Raw genomic sequence first — 18,262 nt, 5'->3', positions numbered from 1 at the left:
GGCAAAAGCGTTTTGCATTTCTGCAAAGGGGTGGCGATGGATTGGGACGACCTGCGCATCTTTCTGGCGGTGGCCCGTGCCGACAGTCTGTCGGGTGCGGGGCGGCGGCTGGGCATCGATGCCTCGACCGTCGGACGGCGCATCGCGCGGCTTGAGGCGGGGCTGGGCGCCAAGCTGTTCGTCAAGACCCCGCAAGGCTATGCGCTGGCCCCCGAGGGCGAGCGGCTGCTGCCCCATGCGGAAACCGCCGAACAGGCGCTAAGCGTGGCCGCCGAGGCGCTGTCGGGGCCGGGCGATCTGTCGGGGCAATTGCGCATCGGCGCGCCGGATGGCTGCGCGAATTATCTGTTGCCGCAGGTCTGCGCCCGACTATGCGAGGCGCATCCGGGGCTGGAACTGCAGATCGTCGCGCTGCCGCGCATGTTCAGCCTGTCGCGGCGCGAGGCGGATATGGCAATCGCCGTGTCGCAGCCGCAGGCCGGGCGGCTGGTGGTGCAGCGCCTAACGGATTACCGGTTGCATCTGGCGGGGCATGACGACTATCTGGCGGCCCATCCACCGATCCGCGACCGCAGCGACCTGCGGGCACATCGCATGATCGGCTATATCCCCGACATGATCTTTGACCGCGAGCTGGATTACATGACCGAGACAGGGGTTGATTTCGCGCAGCTCACCTCGAACTCGGTGTCGGTCCAGATGCAGGCGATCCGGGCGGGCGCGGGACTTGGGATCGTGCATGACTTTGCGATTCCCTTTCACCCCGGCGTGCGGCGGCTGCTGACCGATCAGGTGTCGCTGACGCGCAGCTTCTGGCTGGTGCGCTATGCTGACGACCGACGCTCGCAGCGGATGAACCGGCTGGCGGATGCCTTGGGGCAGGGGATCAGGGCCGAGGTTGCGCGGCTTGAGACACAGCTTGCAACCCTTGAGGCATCGGCCGAACGGCGGACTTGACGCAAGCACGGGTTGCGGCAACGCTGACCCTATGGGCAGCCCGATGCCAGCCCGATAAGGAGGAGTTGCGATGCTTGTGAACCAGATCCTGTCGATGAAAGCCAGCGGCGAAATCTTCACGGTCGCCCCGGACGTGACCGTGGCGGATGCCGCGAAACTGCTGTCCGAAAAGCGCATCGGTGCGATCGTGGTATCCGAGGATGGAAAGATCCCGCTAGGCATCCTGTCGGAACGCGACATCGTGCGCGAATTGGGCAAACGCGGCGCGGCCGTTCTGGACCAGCCCATCAGCGACCTGATGACCCGAAAGCTGATGACCTGCTCGACCGGCGAGGATGCGTTGGAGATCCTGAATCGCATGACGCAGGGCCGGTTCCGCCACCTTCCGGTCGTGGATGAAAGCGGCCATATGCTGGGCATCGTATCCATCGGGGACGCGGTTTCGGCCCGTCTCAAGGAGCTGGCGGCGGAAAAGGAAGCCCTGACCGGCATGATCATGGGCAACTAAGGCCCGGCCCGACCAAAGTCACAGGCGACGTATCAAGGGTTTGCAGCCCCTTGCAATCGCGCGGCAAAAGCTGTTTCGCTGCGCCAGCCGTTGAGAGAGGGAGGCGAGACCATGCGTATCGGTCTGTATCCGGGCACCTTCGACCCGATCACGCTGGGACATCTGGACATCATCCAGCGCGCCATGGCGCTGGTCGATCGTCTGGTGATCGGCGTGGCGATCAATCGCGACAAGAAGCCGCTTTTCGATCTGGATGAACGGGTCGAGATGGTGCGCAGTGAATGCGTGGCCGTCACCGAGCGGGTGGGCGGCGAAATCCTTGTCCATCCGTTCGAAAATCTGCTGATCGACTGCGCCCGCGACGTGGGTGCGACGGTGATCGTGCGCGGCCTGCGCGCGGTGGCGGATTTCGAATATGAATTCCAGATGGTCGGCATGAACCGTGCGCTGGACGCCAATATCGAAACGGTGTTCCTGATGGCCGATGCGCGTCGTCAGGCCATCGCATCCAAACTGGTCAAGGAAATCGCGCGGCTGGGTGGGGATGTGACGAAATTCGTGACCCCTTCGGTCGCGGATGCGCTGAAAACGCGCTATCCGGTATAGGGTAAGGCGATGCGCTCAAAGCCAGCAGGTCCAGAGCCGCGCCCGATCCCCGATCCCGACCGGCCGCCCTTGCCAGACCCGATGCCGGATCAAGGGCCGGAAGATCCCACGACATGAAAAAGGCGGCCATTGGCCGCCTTATACCGTTTCCACCGATGCGTCGGATTATTCGTCTGCGGCAGCCTTGGGGGCCGCTGCAGGCGGGGCCAGCTTGGGCGTCACGCCATTGGCCAGCGGGTCTTCCTGACGCTGCACCGAACCTTCGAAATGCGCGCCGGATTCGATGGCGATGGTCTTGTGGATGATGTCGCCTTCGACGCGGGCGGTGGCGGTCAGGCGCACTTTCAGGCCGCGCACGCGACCGATGACGCGACCGTTCACCACGACCTCCTCGGCCACGATCTCGCCACGGATGGTCGCGCTTTCGCCGACGATCAGCTGATGGGCGCGGATGTCACCTTCGATAGTGCCTTCGACCTGAATATCGCCCTGCGTCTTTATATTGCCGGTGACGGTCAGGTCTGCGGCCAGCACGGACGGCGCCGTGCGCGTGCGGGGGGCCGCAGCCGACGCCGGAACGTCATAGCTCGTGTCAAAGCTGCGCGCGGTTTCCGGCTCGGGCGCGGGTTGATTGCGCGGGCCGGGTTCAGTGACACGGGTCTTAGAAAACATTTTGGGCCGCCTTGATGAAGGTCATGGGGTTCACGGCGCGACCGTTCACGCGAACTTCATAGTGAAGATGCGGCCCGGTCGACCTGCCAGTGTTGCCCATAGCAGCAATCAGGCTGCCGCGCGATACCTTTTGGCCCACCTTCACCTTGATTTTGGACAGGTGGCCATAGCGGGTTTCGGTGCCCAGCTCATGCCTGATCTTGATCAGGTTGCCGTAACCACTTTGCCAGCCAGCAAAAATCACTTCACCATCGGCAGTGGCAAAGATGTCGGTGCCGACCGGCGCGGCCATGTCGATGCCTTCATGCGCGCGTCCCCAGCGACGCCCAAAAGGTGAGGTGTAGCGGAAGGCGGATTTGACCGGCATCGCCAGCGGCATCTTTTCGACCGCAATGCGATAGCTGTTCATCTGATCCAGCGTGATCAGGATTTCATTCGCCTTGGCTTCGCCCTGCGTGATGTCGGCATCCCCGCTGGAGGAGTAGCTGATCGGGTTCAGCGGGCCACCCTCGCCGGAATAGCCCTTGCGGATGGTGCTCAGCACCTCGTCGGGGTTCATGCCGACGCTGCGGAACATCTGATCCAGCGGTTTCACCGAGATGCTGACGGCATCCTCGACCTGGCTCAGGATTTCGTCGTTGCGGGCGACGATCTGATCGCGTTCCAGCGTGACCGCATCAGCGACGCGCTTGGCATCTGCGGCCAGCCGCACGGCATCGGCGCGGTCGGTGGCGGATTTGCTGAGTTCGCCCGACACGATGTCCAGCGCGGCCTGCAATTCGGCGGTGCGCGCGACGGGCGCAGCCTCTCCCGCCTCGGTCAGACGGGTCACGGCGTCATTGCGTTCCTTGACGGCGGCCTGCAGGCTGGATTGCACCACGCCCAGCCCGGTCTCCAACTCGCGGCGGCGCGCCTCGGATTCCAGCAGCTGCGACTGCATCCGCGACACCTGATCCAGCGCGACCGAAAAGCGGTTCTGCGCGGCTGCGGCTTCGGCTGCGCGGTTGTCGCGTTCGGTAGACAGGTCGGTCAGCCGCTGTTCGAACGCATCCTGCGAGCGGCGGCTTTCATCGCGCGTGCCATGTGCGGTCACGGCGTCAATGGCTAGGATCGAGCTTGCGATGATCGTCCAGCCAAACACCACGGCGGTTCCACCCAACGCCACAAGCTGCGTCGAGGGGCTGAGCCTGACGAAGCGCGTCGTGTCGTCCGATTTCAGGAAGAGTCGCTGTTCCGGCAACCAGCGCTCGAGCACTGAATTCAGGCTATGAGTGATGCGCAATGTCCCTGGTCCATTTTGTTTGCTACGCAGCTTGGGCCGGGCAAAGGCAGGCGCGGCTGATGCCTCATAAATCCGACCTGTGACGAAAGCGCAACATCGCTGAAATATATGCTGTCACACTGCGCGGATTGACGCCGATCATAGCGTGTAAGGCCAGTGGATAACCGCCGGTATTCGCCTTTAACGCGAATTGTGGCGATGCGCTGTTTTTCTAGAAAACCCCGGCAAGCGCCGAATGTATTGCGGGAAAGCGCAGCCGTATCAGTGCATGGCCTGTAGGAAGAGGTTGTAAGTTTTACGGCCTGAATAATTGCCTGAAAACCGGGCAAATGCCCAAATTCGCCTTGGGGATTCGTATAGGTCTATGGAACCAGACCGGGCGGTCTGCGTTCGCGCGCATCAGGCGATTTCATAGGGCAGCGGCCCGGACCTGTCAGCGGGGATTCGAATATGTCTGTCCATCGGTGGCACCGACCGTTGATGACAGGTCGTGCGTGGGCAGATGCGGCACGACACCCCGATGGGTTCGAACAGGTTGGGATTGCCCAGATCAAGCCCATCGGCATAGACCAGATCACGGGCGTGGCTGATCTCGCAGCCCAGCCCGATCGCAAAGCGGCGCACAGGCGCGTTGAACGCGCCCGCATGTTTCGACACGTCGCGCGCCAGCAGCAGATAGCGCATCCCGTCCGGCGTCTCGGCCAATTGGCGCAGAAAGCGGCCCGGAGTTTCGAAGGCCTGATGCACGTTCCATAGCGGGCAGGCGCCGCCGAACCGGGCGAATTGCATCCGCGTGGCCGAATGGCGCTTGGTGATCGTGCCCGCCTGATCGACGCGCACGAAAAAGAACGGCACGCCCCGATCACCGCCGCGTTGAAGCGTGGAAAGCCTATGGGCCACCTGTTCTAATGAGGCGTGGAACAGATGGGCCAGCCGCTCAAGATCATGCCGCTCGGTGCGGGCAGCGCGCAGAAAGGGTCCGTAAGGCATCATCGCGGCGCCCGCGAAGTAATTGGCCAGCCCAAGACGTGCGATGTCGCGGGCGCTGTTGCTGCGAAACCGCGCCAGTTCCAGCGTGGCGTCCAGCAGATCGCCATGCGCCTCAAGCGCGAGCAGGTGCAAAAGCTGAAAAGCCTGCGTCGCTTGACCGGCGGCGGCGTTCAGCGTGATGCGGTTGGCATCGCGCAGATAGACCGCAGCGCCGCCCATTTCCGCCATCTGCACCGTCAGGCCGCGCCGGGACAGCCCGGCAAACGCGCGTTGCAGCGGTGTCGTGTCGGGATGGCTGCGGGCGAAATGTTCCGCTGCACGGTCCACCGCGTCGATATAGTTGTCGCAATAGTGGAAAAAATCGCGCACCTCCTCCCATGGTGAGGAGGTGGCATTTTGCCCGCCCGCGCCCAAGGCTTCATCCAGTGCCGCAAGCCGTTCCTGACCGTCGCGATGGGCGCGATACAGGTCCAGAAAGGCGCGCACAAGCGCAGGCGCGTTCGTCGCGGCCAATCGCAGATCGGCGCGGGGCGGGGGCGCGTCAAAGATCGGGTCGGCAAGCGCCTCGGTCATGTCCATGACCATGCGTTCGGCATCGCCCATTGCGATGGCCCCCAGATCGACCGCGAATTCCGACGCCAGACGCAGCAGCACACCGGCTGAAACCGGGCGGTGGTTGTTCTCCATCTGCGACAGATAGGGCAGCGACACGCCCAGCCGGTCCGCAAAGGCGCGCTGCGTCAGCCCAGCCCGGCCCCGCGTGTCGCGAAGCGCTACCCCGGCATAGATCTTCTGCGTGGCCAAGAGCTGCGTCCTTTCCTTTGCAAAGTCATTTCTAGGCTTTGCAAAGCCGCCCGCGCAAGTCCCGTCAGTTCAGGCCCAGCACCTTGCGTTCGCGCGCCATGACCCAAAGGATTGCCACAATCGAACCTGCCGCGACGGCGACCATGATGATCAGCAAGGGGGCCGCGCCCGCGTCGTCATGCAAAAATGCCCCGGCAAGTGCTGCAAGCCCCGCCCCGCCCGCGACCGACATCGAGCCGCCAAGCCCGCTGGCCGTGCCTGCCAGTTCCGGCCGCACGCTCATCATGCCGGCATTCGCGTTGGGCAAAAGGATGCCGTTGCCCAGTCCCATGAACGCGACCGAACCGAAAAAGACCAGCGCGGATTGTCCGCCCATCTGGTCGATGACCAGCGCGATAGCCAAAGGCACGGTGCAGGTGACCGCGCCGATCAGGATCATGCGGTTCATGCCCAGACGGGTGGACCAGCGGACGGATATGAAATTTCCCAGCGCATAGCCGATCGAAGGCGCGGCGAACCAGTAACCCACCTGCGCAGGCGTCATCTGCAGCACCCTTTGCCCGACAAAGGGCGCACCGCCCAGAAAGGCGTAAAACCCCCCGGCGCTGAGCATCGCGGCCAGCGCATAGCCCCAGAACCGATGCGAGCGCGCAAGGACGGGATAGGTCGCGATCTGTTGGCGCAGCGGGATGCCGCCGCCGCGCGCCGTCTCGGTCAGGTTGAACCAGCACAGCAGCCAGACCGCGATGCCGGCGATGCCCATGGTGACGAAGCTGGCGCGCCAACCGAACCCTTCGTCCAGCACGCCGCCGATGGTCGGCGCAATCATCGGGACCAACGACATCGCCATGGTCACCAGACCGATCATGCTGGCCGCGCGTTCTGCCGGAAAGATGTCGCGCACGACCGCGCGGCTCAGCACAAAGCAGCAGGTGATCACGGCCTGCACCATGCGGAAAAACAAGAACAACCCCGCCGAGGGCGCAAGCAGCGTTCCCAGCGTCGCCAGCAGAAAGATCGACAGCGACCCCAGCACCACGGGCCTGCGTCCGAAGCGGTCGCTGACCGGCCCGCACAGCAGTTGCAGGACGGCGCTGACCGCCAGAAAGCCCGAAACCGACAGCTGCATCGTGGCATAGGGCACGTCGAAATGCCGCGCCATGCCGGGCAATGACGGCAGGAAGATATTCATCGAAAGCGCCCCGGTTCCCGTGATGGAAACCAAGGTCAACAGGCTGGGTCTGCGGACGGATGCGGTCATGGCGAAGTCATCGCTTGGTGCGCGGACAAAGGCAACTGCCGTTTGTATGGTAGTCGATTAATGTGCCGGACCGCCGAAGCGATGAAAGATAAAGAACGCGCCCAGACAGATCAGCGCAAAGCCAAGCGCGACGTTCCAGGTGATCTTCTCGCCCAGATAGAACCATGAAAACAGCACGAAGACCGACAGGCTGATGACCTCTTGGATGGTCTTCAGCTGGGCGGCGCTGAAATGACCATAGCCGAAGCGGTTCGCGGGCACCTGCAGCAGATATTCAAAGAAGGCGATGCCCCAGCTGACCAGCACCACGGTGATCAGCGGCGCCGATTTGAATTTCAGATGCCCATACCACGCGAATGTCATGAAGATGTTCGAGGCGATCAGCAACCCGATGGTCAGGACCGGGACAGGCAGGTTCATTCGCGGTTATCCCAGCTGCGATGCTTTTCAAGATTGCCGAAACGGGTGAAGCGGCCTTCGAAGCTGAGTTCGACCGTGCCGATGGGACCGTGGCGCTGCTTGCCGATGATGACCTCGGCCTTGCCATGGCAGGATTCCATGATCTGCTGCCAGGCGGCCATCTTGTCCAACTCGTGGTCGGCGGGCTTTTCGCGTTCGCGGTAATATTCCTCGCGGAAGACGAACATCACGATGTCGGCGTCCTGCTCGATCGAGCCGGATTCGCGCAGGTCGGAAAGCTGCGGTCGCTTGTCCTCGCGGCTTTCGACGGCGCGCGACAACTGCGACAGGGCGATGACGGGAATGTCGAGCTCCTTGGCGACGGCTTTCAGCCCTTGGGTGATCTCGGACACCTCGTTCACGCGGCTGTCCTTGGCGGATGCGGCGCGCAGAAGTTGCAGGTAGTCCACGATCAACAGATCAAGACCCATGGTCCGTTTCAGCTTGCGCGCGCGCGCGGCCAGCTGGTTGATGGGCAAAGCGGGCGTGTCGTCGATGTAAAGCGGGCAGTTCTGCAGATCATGCGCGGCTTTGACAAAGCGTCGGAACTCATCCTCGGTCATGTCACCGCGGCGGATGGATTCGCTGGGCACCTCGGCGGCTTCGGACAGGATTCGGGCGGCAAGCTGCTCTGCCGACATCTCAAGGCTGAAAAAGCCCACGACACCGCCCGAGACGCTGCCTTGGCTGCCGTCGGGCATTTCGCCCATCTTGTGCACCTTGGCGACGTTGAAGGCGATGTTGGTGGCCAGCGAGGTTTTCCCCATCGAGGGGCGCCCGGCCAGAATGATCAGGTCCGAGCGGTTCAGACCGCCCATCTTGCCATCCAAATCGATCAGCCCCGAGGAGATGCCCGACAGACCGCCGCCCCGGCTGAATGCCGCATTGGCCGCATTCAGCGCACCGCTGACGGCGGCAAGGAAGCTTTGGAAGCCGCGTTCCGCGACACCTTGTTCGCCCAGCTTGTAAAGCGTCTGCTCGGCTTCCTTGATCTGATCCTCGGCGGAATCGCTGACCGAGACGGTCTGTGCGCGCGACGAAATTTCCTGACCCAGATGGATCAGGTCGCGGCGCAGCGCGAATTCGCGGATCATCTGGGCATAATCCCGCGCGGCATGGGACGAAATCGCCGCGCCCGCCAGACGGGCCAGATAGGCCGGGCCGCCCAGTTCCTTGAGGCCGGCGTCGTTTTCCATGTAAGCCTTGATCGTCACCGGGCTTGCCAGCGCGTTCTTGGCGATGCGTTCGACGCAGATCTCATAGATGCGGCGATGCACGGGGTCGTAGAAATGCTTGCCCTGAATGACGCGCGAGACGTGGTCATAGACCTCATTGTTGGTCAGAAGCGCGCCCAGAAGCTGCTGCTCGGCCTCGATCGAGAAGGGAACGGCCTGAGCCGCGACCGCTTCGGCGATCTCGCTGGGGTTCCTGATTTCGACGGCGCGCAATTCGCTCATCCCTCGGGCTCCGGGTAATTTGGGTAGAAGGTTCTTATCCACCTTATGCGCCCGTGGGTCCATCGGGATATCTTGTGGATAAGCTGTGAATGAAATGCCGCCCCTTGCGCAGGTGGCAGGGGCGGCATGGGTATTTGAAGAACTAAGAAGATCAGGGATGCGCGGCTTGCCAGGCGCGCGGATCGGTCAGGAATTTCTCGACTTCCGAAAGGGTTGCTTCGTCGTAGAAGCCTTGGGATTTCGCCTCGGCCAGCACGTCCCACCATGTGCAGAGGTGGTGCAGTTGCACGCCATGATCGGCCAGACGCTGCGTGGTTTCCTGGAAAATGCCGTAATAGAAAATCACCGCAGTGTGGCCGCAGGTCGCGCCGGTTTCGCGGATGGCATCCACGAAGCTGAGCTTCGAGCCGCCATCTGTGGTCAGATCCTCGACCAGCAGGACGCGCTGACCTTCGGACATCGCGCCTTCGATCCGGGCGTTGCGGCCGTAACCCTTGGGCTTTTTGCGGACATAGGTCATGGGCAGTTCAAGCCGTTCCGCCACGAAGGCCGCGAAGGGGATGCCCGCCGTTTCGCCGCCCGCGATATTGTCGAAAGCGTCGAAGCCCGCATCGCGCAGCACGGTCGCCGCGAGGAAATCCATCAGCGTCGAGCGGATGCGCGGATAGGAGATCAGCTTGCGGCAGTCGATATATGTCGGCCCCTTGAGGCCCGAGGCGTAGGTATAGGGCTCGGCCGCGTTGAAATGCACGGCCTTGATTTCCAGCAGCATACGGGCTGTGAGGCGGGCGATTTCCTCGCGCGGGGGGAAGGGCAGGGTCATGCTTGATCCTCGACATGCCAGTAAAGCGGGAAGCCGGGGTCGAAGACGGTGACGGTTTCGTCCCCCGCGGTGATATGGGTGGGGTAGGCGGCGGGCGTGTCGCGTTTCACCAGGCGGATGGTGTCGTCGTTCACCGGCATGCGGTAGAAGGCCGGGCCGTGAAGCGAGGCGAAGCCTTCCAGTTTGTCCAGCGCAACGTCGTCTTCGAAGACCTGTGCCAGAATCGACATGGTGTTCGGTGCAGTGAAGCAACCTGCGCAGCCGCAGGCGCTTTCCTTGGCGCGGTCGGGATGAGGGGCCGAGTCGGTGCCGAGGAAGAAGCGCGGATCGCCCGAGGTTGCCGCCTTGCGCAGCGCCAGACGGTGGGTTTCGCGCTTGGCGACCGGCAGGCAGTAGTAATGCGGGCGGATGCCGCCGACCAGGATGTGGTTGCGGTTGATGACCAGGTGGTGCGTGGTGATCGTTGCGCCGATATTGTCGTTGGCGCTGACGTAATCGACCCCGTCCTGCGTGGTGATATGTTCCATCACCACACGCAATGCCGGCACTGCGCGCCGGATCGGGTCCAGCACGCGGTCGATAAACACCGCCTCGCGGTCGAAGATGTCGACGGCGGGATCCGTAACTTCGCCATGCATGCAAAGGGGGATGCCGGCTTCGGCCATCGCCTCAAGCACGGGGCGGACCTTTGCGAAATCGCGCACGCCCGAGGCCGAATTGGTCGTGGCGCCTGCCGGATACAGCTTGACCGCCGAGATGATTCCATCGCGATGCGCCTGAACCAGATCGGCGGCTTCGGTGGTTTCGGTCAGGTAAAGCGTCATAAGTGGACGCAACGTCACATTTTCGGGCAGTGCGGCCAGAATACGGTCGCGATAGCTGGCGGCCTGCGCGCCGGTCAGGACCGGCGGCACAAGATTTGGCATGATGATCGCACGGCCGAAATGGCCGGAATATGCTGCAACTGCGGCCAGCATCGCGCCATCGCGCAGATGCAGATGCCAGTCGTCGGGGCGGCGGAGCGTTACGGATTTCGTCATGGTTTCCCTCTATACCCAGCGTGGATGCATGGAAATAGCCGTTGGCATCTGTCCGAAAGGATGACTTGGCAAAAGGCGCCAACGGGTGCAGCTATTCGCATCCCTGGCAACGGATCGGAGTGCGTTATGGGTTACGGTATGTTCAATCTTGGTGCGGCGCAGGCTCCGTTGGTTTTGTGGGGCCAGATGGCGCGCATGACATGGGAAGCGCAGATGGTCATCGCGCTGCGGACGGCGGGCATGATGGGCCTTGTCCGTCAGGAAGCGACCGAACCGACGCGCATGGTCGTCGAAAAGGCCGATGCCGCGACCGAGGCGATGTTTGCCGCGATCAGCGCCGCGGGGCGTGGTCAGCGCGCGGACGAGGTAATGGCCGCTGCTCTGAAGCCTTACCGCAAGCGCACCCGTGCCAATGTCAAGCGCCTGACCCGCGGTTGATCCCGACGCCAGCCATGGCCCGGAAATTCGAAACGCGCCCCGATGGGGGCGCGTTCGTGTTTTCCGGGGCGGGGCAGCGATCAGAGCAGTTTGCCCATGGCGACCGCAGTATCGGACATGCGGTTCGAGAAGCCCCATTCGTTGTCATACCACGACAGGATGCGGACCAGTTTGCCTTCCATGACCTTGGTCTGGTCCATGTGGAAAACCGACGAATGCGGGTCGTGGTTGAAGTCCGAGGACACCAGCGGCTCATCGGTATAGCCAAGGATGCCTTTCAGCGGGCCATCGGCAGCGGCGCGGATCGCGTCGTTGATTTCTGCAACGGTGGTGTCGCGCGATGCTTCGAACACCAGATCGACGACCGAGACGTTCGGCGTCGGCACGCGGATCGAGACGCCGTCCAGACGGCCTTTCAGTTCGTGCAGCACCAGGCCCACGGCCTTGGCAGCGCCGGTCGAGGTCGGGATCATCGACAGCGCGGCGGCGCGGGCGCGATACAGATCCTTGTGCATGGTGTCCAGCGTCGGCTGGTCGCCGGTATAGCTGTGGATCGTCGTCATGAAGCCGCGGGCGATTCCGATCGTGTCGTTCAGCACCTTGGCGACGGGCGACAGGCAGTTCGTCGTGCAGCTTGCGTTGGAGACGACGATGTCATCCTTGGTCAGCGTGTCGTGGTTCACACCGAACACGATGGTCTTGTCGGCGTTGTCGCCAGGGGCCGAGATCAGCACGCGCTTTGCGCCGGTCGAAAGATGCGGCTGCACCTTTTCCTTCGAGGTGAAGATACCGGTGCATTCCATGATAACGTCGATGTCGCCCCAGGGCAGTTCGGCGGGGTTGCGGATCGCGGTGACCTTGATCGGGCCGCGGCCCACGTCGATCGTATCTTCGGTCGCCGTCACCGTAGCCGGGAAGCGGCCATGGACCGAATCGTAGCGCAGCAGATGCGCGTTCGTCGCAACCGGGCCAAGATCGTTGATCGCCACGACCTCGATATCATTGCGCCCCGATTCGATGATCGCGCGCAGCACGTTCCGTCCGATCCGGCCAAAACCGTTGATCGCCACCTTGACAGCCATGGGATTCCTCCGCCGATGAGATGCTTCGTCGTGCTGATAGACCGCAAATGCGGGCGAATGCAAATGCCAGAGGGCCGAAAAGCGGCGAAAGTTTCTGAAATTCGTATGTTAGCGCCTTGACTCGACAGGGGAACGCGCCTGCCTGCCGATGTTAGCGCCAGAAGCTGACATATTCGATCAGCGAGGCTATCTTTTTGCCCAGGAACAGCGGCAGAGAACCGGCGAAAAATGCGGAATCGATGGCGAACATCGCGATCACCATCAGGCCCAGCACTAAAGCGATGCGGTTGGTCATGCTGTCTTTCCCGATGCCTGGTTTCGCGCCCAAGTGCTAGGCCACCCACGACAGGGGGGCAAGGGTCAGGCACCGATCTCCTCCTCGTCCGGGTCCTGTGCGATCATGAACAAATCGCCTGCCGTCTCCATCCGGCGGATGGCTGCGACGATCTGATCCATCGCTTCCTCGGCGTCTTTGCTGGCGACCTTGCCCAAAGCTTCCATCTCCTCTCGCATCGACTCGGCCAGGCGCGAGGAGAGGCCGCCCAACAGGAAATCCGCCGTGGGCTGATTTGCCCCTTTCGAACCCGCAAGCGCCTTGATCAGCACCGTGCCCTCGACCTCTCGGGTGATGCGGGCGATGTCGCGAGGATCGATCCGGGCGGGGATATTGGCCCATGTGAAGATGGTCTTGCGCACCTCGCCAGCGAAGTCGGCATCATCGTCATCAAGTCCCGCCAGAACCGTGTCGCGCGTGGTGGCGGGGGTAAAGTTCAGGATAGCACCGACCTTGTCCACGGCCTTGCCCTCGATCGCGGAACGCGGGATGGCGTCTGCGGCTTGTATCAGAGCCAGCCCGATGCGACGCAGCGCGGGCGCCTCGACCGTGCCGGTCAGCGACATGGAATAGGCGATCTGCCGCGCGCGGTCGGGATCCAGCAGCCCGAACACTTCGGCCGCGCGGGGGACGGGCAGGCGCGAAAACAGGATGGCCGCAATCTCTACCGCCTCGGTCCGGGCCAGTTCCGCCAGCAGATGCGTCGAAAGCGCAGCAATGCGTTCCCACGGATCGCCCGTGCCGTTCAGTGCAGCCATGCGGCGCAGGCGGTCGGTGGTATCGGCCGAGATATGGCCGTCCAGCAGATCCAGCGTGCCGTCGATGTCGCCGGGAAAGCTTAGCCCCACCGCTTCCAGCTTGTCGCAGAATTCGGCGATGACGGAATTGCGGGTGTCGCGGTCGATCAGGCCCATCAGCGCCATTTCCTGCGCCAGTTCTGCCTGAAGTGGCGCGGGCAGGCGGGCAAGGTCCATATCGCCACCTTCTGCCAGCACTTGGCGCACGATCACCGCAGCCTTTTGGCGATGGGTCAGCTGTGGTGCTGCCAATATGGCGATGGACATGAGAAAGCCCCCGAATCCGTGTCTTCGGGGGCAATCTGGCAGCTAAATCCGAACAGGCGGTTAACGCCCGCCGTTTTCACCAAAGACGCGGGCGAAAATCGTGTCCACATGCTTGGTGTGATAGCCCAGATCGAATTTCTCATCGATCTCGGCGGGCGACAGGGCGGCGGTCACTTCGGCATCTGCCAGCAGCTCGGTCTTGAAATCCGCGCCCTGTTCCCAGACCTTCATCGCGTTGCGCTGGACCAGCCGGTAAGCATCCTCGCGCGAGACACCGGCCTGCGTCAGCGCCAAAAGCACGCGCTGCGACATCACCAGACCTTTGAATTTGTTCATGTTATTAAGCATGTTTTCGGGATAGACGACCAGCTTTTCGATCACGCCCGCCAGACGGTTCAGCGCGAAATCCAGCGTGATGGTGGTGTCCGGCCCGATCCCACGCTCGACCGAGGAATGGCTGATGTCGCGTTCATGCCACAGCGCCACGTTCTCCATCGCGGGGACGACGGCCATGCGGACCAGACGGGCAAGGCCGGTCAGGTTTTCGGTCAGGACCGGGTTGCGCTTGTGCGGCATCGCCGACGAGCCTTTTTGGCCGGGGCTGAAGAATTCTTCCGCCTCAAGCACCTCGGTGCGCTGCATGTGGCGGATTTCGATGGCGACGTTTTCGATGGACGATGCGATCACGCCCAGCGTGGCAAAGAACATCGCGTGACGGTCGCGCGGGATGACCTGCGTGCTGATCGGCTCCGGGCGCAGGCCCAGTTTCGCGCAGACATGTTCCTCGACCGCCGGGTCGATATTGGCGAAGGTGCCGACAGCGCCCGAAATTGCGCCGGTCGCCACTTCTTCGCGGGCGGCCTGCAGACGGGTGCGGTTGCGGTCCATTTCGGCATAGAAGCGGGCGAAGGTCAGGCCCATCGTAGTCGGTTCGGCATGAATGCCATGGCTGCGACCGATGCGAACCGTGTCCTTGTGCTCAAGCGCGCGGGTCTTCAGCGCGGCCAGCAGGCGGTCCATATCGGCCAGCAGGATGTCGGCAGCGCGGACCAGTTGCACGTTCAGCGTGGTGTCCAGCACGTCCGACGAAGTCATGCCCTGATGCACGAACCGCGCCTGATCGCTGCCGATATGTTCGGCCAGATGGGTCAGAAAGGCGATGACGTCATGCTTGGTCACCGCCTCGATTTCGTCGATGCGGGCGACGTCGAATTCGACATCCTTGGCCTTCCAGACGGCTTCGGCATTTTCGCGCGGGATCACGCCCAGATCGGCCTGCGCATCGCAGGCATATGCCTCGATCTCATACCAGATCTTGAACTTGGTCTCGGGCGACCAGATGGCGACCATTTCGGGGCGGGAATAGCGCGGGATCATCGGAAACTCCTGTGTTTGCGGGGGTTCTAGCGGCAAGACCCCTTGCCCGCAACTGCGCGGGGGATACATGATGCCGCGGGGGACGCGCACATGTCGCAAATCTTCCATCACAAACCCAAGGAGCATCACATGCCCACGCTGTTCGACCCGTTGGAACTGGGGCCGCTGACCCTGAAAAACCGCATCGTCATGGCCCCCCTGACCCGCTCGCGCAGCGGCGAGGCGCGGGCGCCCGATGCGCTGGTCGCGGAGTATTACCGCCAGCGGGCCGGGGCGGGCATGATCCTGACCGAGGCCACTTCGGTCACGCCGATGGGCGTGGGATATGCGGGCACGCCGGGCATCTGGAATCAGGAACAGGTTGCGGGCTGGCGCGGTGTCACCGATGCGGTGCATGGCGCGGGCGGGGTGATCTTTTGCCAGCTCTGGCATGTGGGGCGCATCTCGGCCCCGATGTTTCTGGATGGTGCCTTGCCGGTGGCCCCCAGTGCGGTCCGGCCTGCGGGCCATGTCAGTCTGGTGCGTCCCAAACAGGACTACGTTACCCCTCGTGCGCTGGAGATCCATGAGATCCCCGCCCTGATCGAGACCTATCGCCAAGCCGCGCTCAACGCCAAGGCAGCGGGCTTTGACGGGGTCGAGGTCCATTCGGCGAACGGCTATCTGCTGGACCAGTTCCTGCAAGACAGCACCAACCAGCGCAGCGATGCCTATGGCGGTAGCATCGAAAACCGCGTGCGGCTGGTCTGCGAGGTGGTCGATGCAGTGGCAAGCGTGTGGGGTGCGGACCGCGTGGGCCTGCACCTGTCGCCGCGTGGTGACGATCACGACATGGGCGACAGCGATCCCAAGGCGCTGTTCACCTATGTCGCGCAGCAGATGAAGGCGCGCGGCATCGCATTTATCGGTCTGCGCGAGCATCTGGGCGCGGACAGCGTGATGGATGACATCAAGGCCGCCTTCGGTGGCTTGGTCATCGCAAACGAAGGGCTGACGCAGGAAAGCGCTGCGGCGTTGGTTGTGGCCGGACGCGCGGATGCCTGCGCATTCGGCAAGGACTTTATCGCCAATCCCGACCTGCCGGAACGCTTTGCCAAGGGGCTGGCGTTGAATGCGGTTGATTCCTCGACCTTCTATGTCGGGGCCGAGAAGGGATATACCGACTATCCCTTTGCCTGAATGAAAAAGGGCGCCTCTGCGGCGCCCTTTCCCAATTCGTCCCTGCCGATCAGCAGCTGTAATACATCGCGTATTCGATCGGGTGCGGGGTGTGTTCGTAGGCGTAGACCTCTTCCCACTTCAGCTTGATGTAGCCTTCCAGCTGGTCGCGGGTGAACACGTCGCCTGCCAGCAGGAAGTCCATGTCCTTTTCCAGCTCTTCCAGAGCTTCGCGCAGCGAACCGCAGACGGTCGGGATTTCCGCCAGTTCTTCGGGCGGCAGATCATACAGATCCTTGTCCGAAGCCGGGCCGGGATCGATCTTGTTCTTGATGCCGTCCAGACCGGCCATCAGCAATGCTGCGAAAGCCAGGTAGGGGTTGGCCGCCGGATCGGGGAAGCGGGCTTCGACGCGCTTGGCTTTGGGCGATTCCGTCCACGGAATACGCACGCAGCCCGAGCGGTTGCGGGCCGAATAAGCGCGCAGAACGGGGGCTTCGAAACCGGGGATCAGACGCTTGTAGCTGTTGGTCGCCGGGTTGGTCAGCGCGTTCAGAGCTTTCGCGTGCTTCAGGATGCCGCCGATGAAATACAGCGCCTCCTGCGACAGGTCGGCATATTTGTCGCCTGCAAACAGCGGCTTGCCGTCTTTCCAGATCGACATGTTCACGTGCATGCCCGAACCGTTGTCGCCCTTCATCGGCTTCGGCATGAAGGTCGCCGATTTGCCATATGCGGCAGCCACGTTGTGGATGACGTATTTGTATTTCTGGATGTTGTCGGCTTGCTGGACCAGACCACCGAAGATCATGCCAAGCTCGTGCTGGGCGGTCGCCACTTCGTGGTGGTGCTTGTCAACCTTGATGCCCATGCGCTTCATGGTGGACAGCATCTCGCCGCGGATGTCTTGCGCGGCATCGATCGGGTTCACCGGGAAATAGCCGCCCTTGTGGGCTGCACGGTGGCCAAGGTTGCCGTCTTCATACACCGTGTCGGTGTTCCATGCGGCGTCTGCTGCGTCGATCTCGAACGAGACTTTCTGCGGCGTGATTGCATATTTCACGTCGTCGAACAGGAAGAATTCAGCTTCCGGCCCGAAATAGGCAGCATCGCCGATGCCCGAGGATTTCAGGTAGGCTTCGGCCTTGACGGCAGTGCCGCGCGGGTCGCGCGAATAGGCTTCGCCGGTGTCCGGCTCGACCACGTTGCAGTGCACGCAAAGGGTTTTTTCGGCATAGAAGGGGTCGATATAGACCGACGCCGGATCGAGGATCAGCTTCATGTCGGACTGGTCGATGGATTTCCAGCCAGCGATCGAGGAGCCGTCGAACATGAAGCCTTCTTCGAAGAAGTCTTCGTCGACCAGATCGGCGACCAGCGTGACGTGCTGAAGCTTGCCTTTGGGATCGGTGAAGCGGATGTCGACATATTCGACGTCCTCGTCCTTCATCAGATCGAGAACTTCCTTGACTTTCATTGGGGTCCTTCCTCCAGTCAGTCAGCCCCGGCCGCCGCGGCCGGGATGTTTAAATCTTGCACGTATCGTCAGGATCAGACGGCGTCGTCGCCGGTTTCACCGGTACGGATGCGAATAGCCTGTTCGACGGGGATGATAAAGATTTTGCCATCACCGATTTTCTCGGTCCGCGCGGCCGAAATGATGGCATCGACTGCTGCTTCGACCAGATCGTCGGGCAGAACCATCTCGATCTTAACCTTGGGCAGGAAATCGACGACATATTCGGCGCCGCGATAAAGCTCCGTATGACCTTTCTGACGGCCAAAGCCTTTGACTTCGGTGACCGACAGGCCTTGGACGCCAACTTCTTGAAGCGCTTCTTTCACATCATCCAGTTTGAAGGGCTTGATGATGGCTTCGACTTTCTTCATCGCCTGATCCTTCCTCGCGACTTGCCTGCGACCTGATTGGCGGGTTTGATGCGGCGCGTC

At 62.4% G+C, this 18,262-nt stretch carries 19 protein-coding genes; 5 read left to right on the top strand and 14 right to left on the bottom strand.

Features of this window, described 5'->3' with window-relative positions:
- The first annotated feature begins 36 nt into the window (after window positions 1–36).
- From FN835_RS06765 to coaD, 3 genes are all read left to right on the top strand, one after another.
- Entirely contained in the window at window positions 37–957 is a 921-nt protein-coding gene (locus tag FN835_RS06765) for a LysR family transcriptional regulator (protein WP_142662444.1), read from the top strand.
- 70 nt (window positions 958–1,027) lie between these two features.
- Complete coding sequence (locus FN835_RS06760; RefSeq protein WP_142662443.1) at window positions 1,028–1,465, top strand: CBS domain-containing protein; 438 nt, start codon at window positions 1,028–1,030, stop codon at window positions 1,463–1,465.
- Between the two features lie 111 nt (window positions 1,466–1,576).
- Entirely contained in the window at window positions 1,577–2,071 is a 495-nt protein-coding gene (gene coaD, locus FN835_RS06755; protein WP_142662442.1) for a pantetheine-phosphate adenylyltransferase, read from the top strand.
- 165 nt (window positions 2,072–2,236) lie between these two features.
- On the opposite strand, the gene FN835_RS06750 is transcribed toward coaD, so the two are convergent.
- The 8 genes from FN835_RS06750 to pyrC all read right to left on the bottom strand — a co-directional run bounded on the left by FN835_RS06750 (window position 2,237) and on the right by pyrC (window position 10,859).
- Window positions 2,237–2,743 (bottom strand): bactofilin family protein, encoded by a 507-nt coding sequence (locus FN835_RS06750; RefSeq protein WP_142662441.1) that lies wholly within the window; start codon window positions 2,741–2,743, stop codon window positions 2,237–2,239.
- Window positions 2,733–4,025, bottom strand: a complete 1,293-nt coding sequence (locus FN835_RS06745) for a M23 family metallopeptidase (protein WP_142662440.1) — start codon at window positions 4,023–4,025, stop codon at window positions 2,733–2,735. Before FN835_RS06745 ends, FN835_RS06750 begins: the two co-directional genes overlap by 11 nt.
- A 399-nt stretch (window positions 4,026–4,424) precedes the next feature.
- The gene (locus FN835_RS06740) at window positions 4,425–5,819 is read right to left on the bottom strand and encodes a helix-turn-helix domain-containing protein (protein ID WP_142662439.1); all 1,395 of its coding nucleotides are present in this window, start codon (window positions 5,817–5,819) and stop codon (window positions 4,425–4,427) included.
- A gap of 64 nt (window positions 5,820–5,883) precedes the next feature.
- Entirely contained in the window at window positions 5,884–7,080 is a 1,197-nt protein-coding gene (locus FN835_RS06735; RefSeq protein ID WP_142662438.1) for a multidrug effflux MFS transporter, read from the bottom strand.
- A gap of 57 nt (window positions 7,081–7,137) precedes the next feature.
- On the bottom strand, window positions 7,138–7,500 hold the full coding sequence (locus FN835_RS06730; protein ID WP_142662437.1) for a DMT family protein: 363 nt from the start codon (window positions 7,498–7,500) through the stop codon (window positions 7,138–7,140).
- Window positions 7,497–8,996, bottom strand: coding sequence for a replicative DNA helicase (locus tag FN835_RS06725; RefSeq protein WP_142662436.1), 1,500 nt, complete (start codon window positions 8,994–8,996; stop codon window positions 7,497–7,499). Before FN835_RS06725 ends, FN835_RS06730 begins: the two co-directional genes overlap by 4 nt.
- Window positions 8,997–9,147: 151 nt before the next feature.
- Window positions 9,148–9,819, bottom strand: a complete 672-nt coding sequence (locus FN835_RS06720; RefSeq protein ID WP_142662435.1) for an orotate phosphoribosyltransferase — start codon at window positions 9,817–9,819, stop codon at window positions 9,148–9,150.
- Window positions 9,816–10,859: a dihydroorotase gene (pyrC, locus tag FN835_RS06715; RefSeq protein WP_142662434.1), complete on the bottom strand. Its 1,044-nt coding sequence runs from the start codon at window positions 10,857–10,859 to the stop codon at window positions 9,816–9,818. The genes FN835_RS06720 and pyrC overlap by 4 nt, the downstream gene beginning before the upstream one ends.
- A gap of 138 nt (window positions 10,860–10,997) precedes the next feature.
- Here pyrC and FN835_RS06710 point away from each other — a divergent pair, with 138 nt between their 5' ends.
- The gene (locus FN835_RS06710) at window positions 10,998–11,297 is read left to right on the top strand and encodes an antibiotic ABC transporter (RefSeq protein WP_246098664.1); all 300 of its coding nucleotides are present in this window, start codon (window positions 10,998–11,000) and stop codon (window positions 11,295–11,297) included.
- Between the two features lie 80 nt (window positions 11,298–11,377).
- Here FN835_RS06710 and gap read toward each other — a convergent pair whose 3' ends face one another.
- The 4 genes from gap to purB form a co-directional block, all read right to left on the bottom strand.
- A complete protein-coding gene (gap, locus tag FN835_RS06705) occupies window positions 11,378–12,379 on the bottom strand; it encodes a type I glyceraldehyde-3-phosphate dehydrogenase (protein WP_142662432.1) in 1,002 nt (333 codons plus the stop codon).
- Window positions 12,380–12,530: 151 nt separating this feature from the next.
- On the bottom strand, window positions 12,531–12,674 hold the full coding sequence (locus FN835_RS21190) for a hypothetical protein (protein ID WP_185958605.1): 144 nt from the start codon (window positions 12,672–12,674) through the stop codon (window positions 12,531–12,533).
- Window positions 12,675–12,739: 65 nt separating this feature from the next.
- Window positions 12,740–13,777 (bottom strand): FliG C-terminal domain-containing protein, encoded by a 1,038-nt coding sequence (locus FN835_RS06700; protein WP_142662431.1) that lies wholly within the window; start codon window positions 13,775–13,777, stop codon window positions 12,740–12,742.
- A 60-nt stretch (window positions 13,778–13,837) separates the two neighbouring features.
- On the bottom strand, window positions 13,838–15,154 hold the full coding sequence (gene purB, locus FN835_RS06695) for an adenylosuccinate lyase (protein WP_142662430.1): 1,317 nt from the start codon (window positions 15,152–15,154) through the stop codon (window positions 13,838–13,840).
- Between the two features lie 129 nt (window positions 15,155–15,283).
- Here purB and FN835_RS06690 point away from each other — a divergent pair, with 129 nt between their 5' ends.
- Window positions 15,284–16,333: an alkene reductase gene (locus FN835_RS06690; RefSeq protein ID WP_142662429.1), complete on the top strand. Its 1,050-nt coding sequence runs from the start codon at window positions 15,284–15,286 to the stop codon at window positions 16,331–16,333.
- Between the two features lie 49 nt (window positions 16,334–16,382).
- Here FN835_RS06690 and glnA read toward each other — a convergent pair whose 3' ends face one another.
- On the bottom strand, window positions 16,383–17,789 hold the full coding sequence (gene glnA, locus FN835_RS06685) for a type I glutamate--ammonia ligase (protein ID WP_142662428.1): 1,407 nt from the start codon (window positions 17,787–17,789) through the stop codon (window positions 16,383–16,385).
- Between the two features lie 74 nt (window positions 17,790–17,863).
- Window positions 17,864–18,202, bottom strand: coding sequence for a P-II family nitrogen regulator (locus FN835_RS06680; protein WP_036760069.1), 339 nt, complete (start codon window positions 18,200–18,202; stop codon window positions 17,864–17,866).
- Window positions 18,203–18,262 lie beyond the last annotated feature (60 nt).

Source organism: Paracoccus laeviglucosivorans (assembly GCF_900182695.1).
In the GTDB taxonomy this organism is placed as follows: Bacteria; Pseudomonadota; Alphaproteobacteria; order Rhodobacterales; family Rhodobacteraceae; genus Paracoccus; species Paracoccus laeviglucosivorans.
Note: the sequence above shows the minus strand (reverse complement) of the source record. Positions and strands in the feature narration are given on the sequence as shown.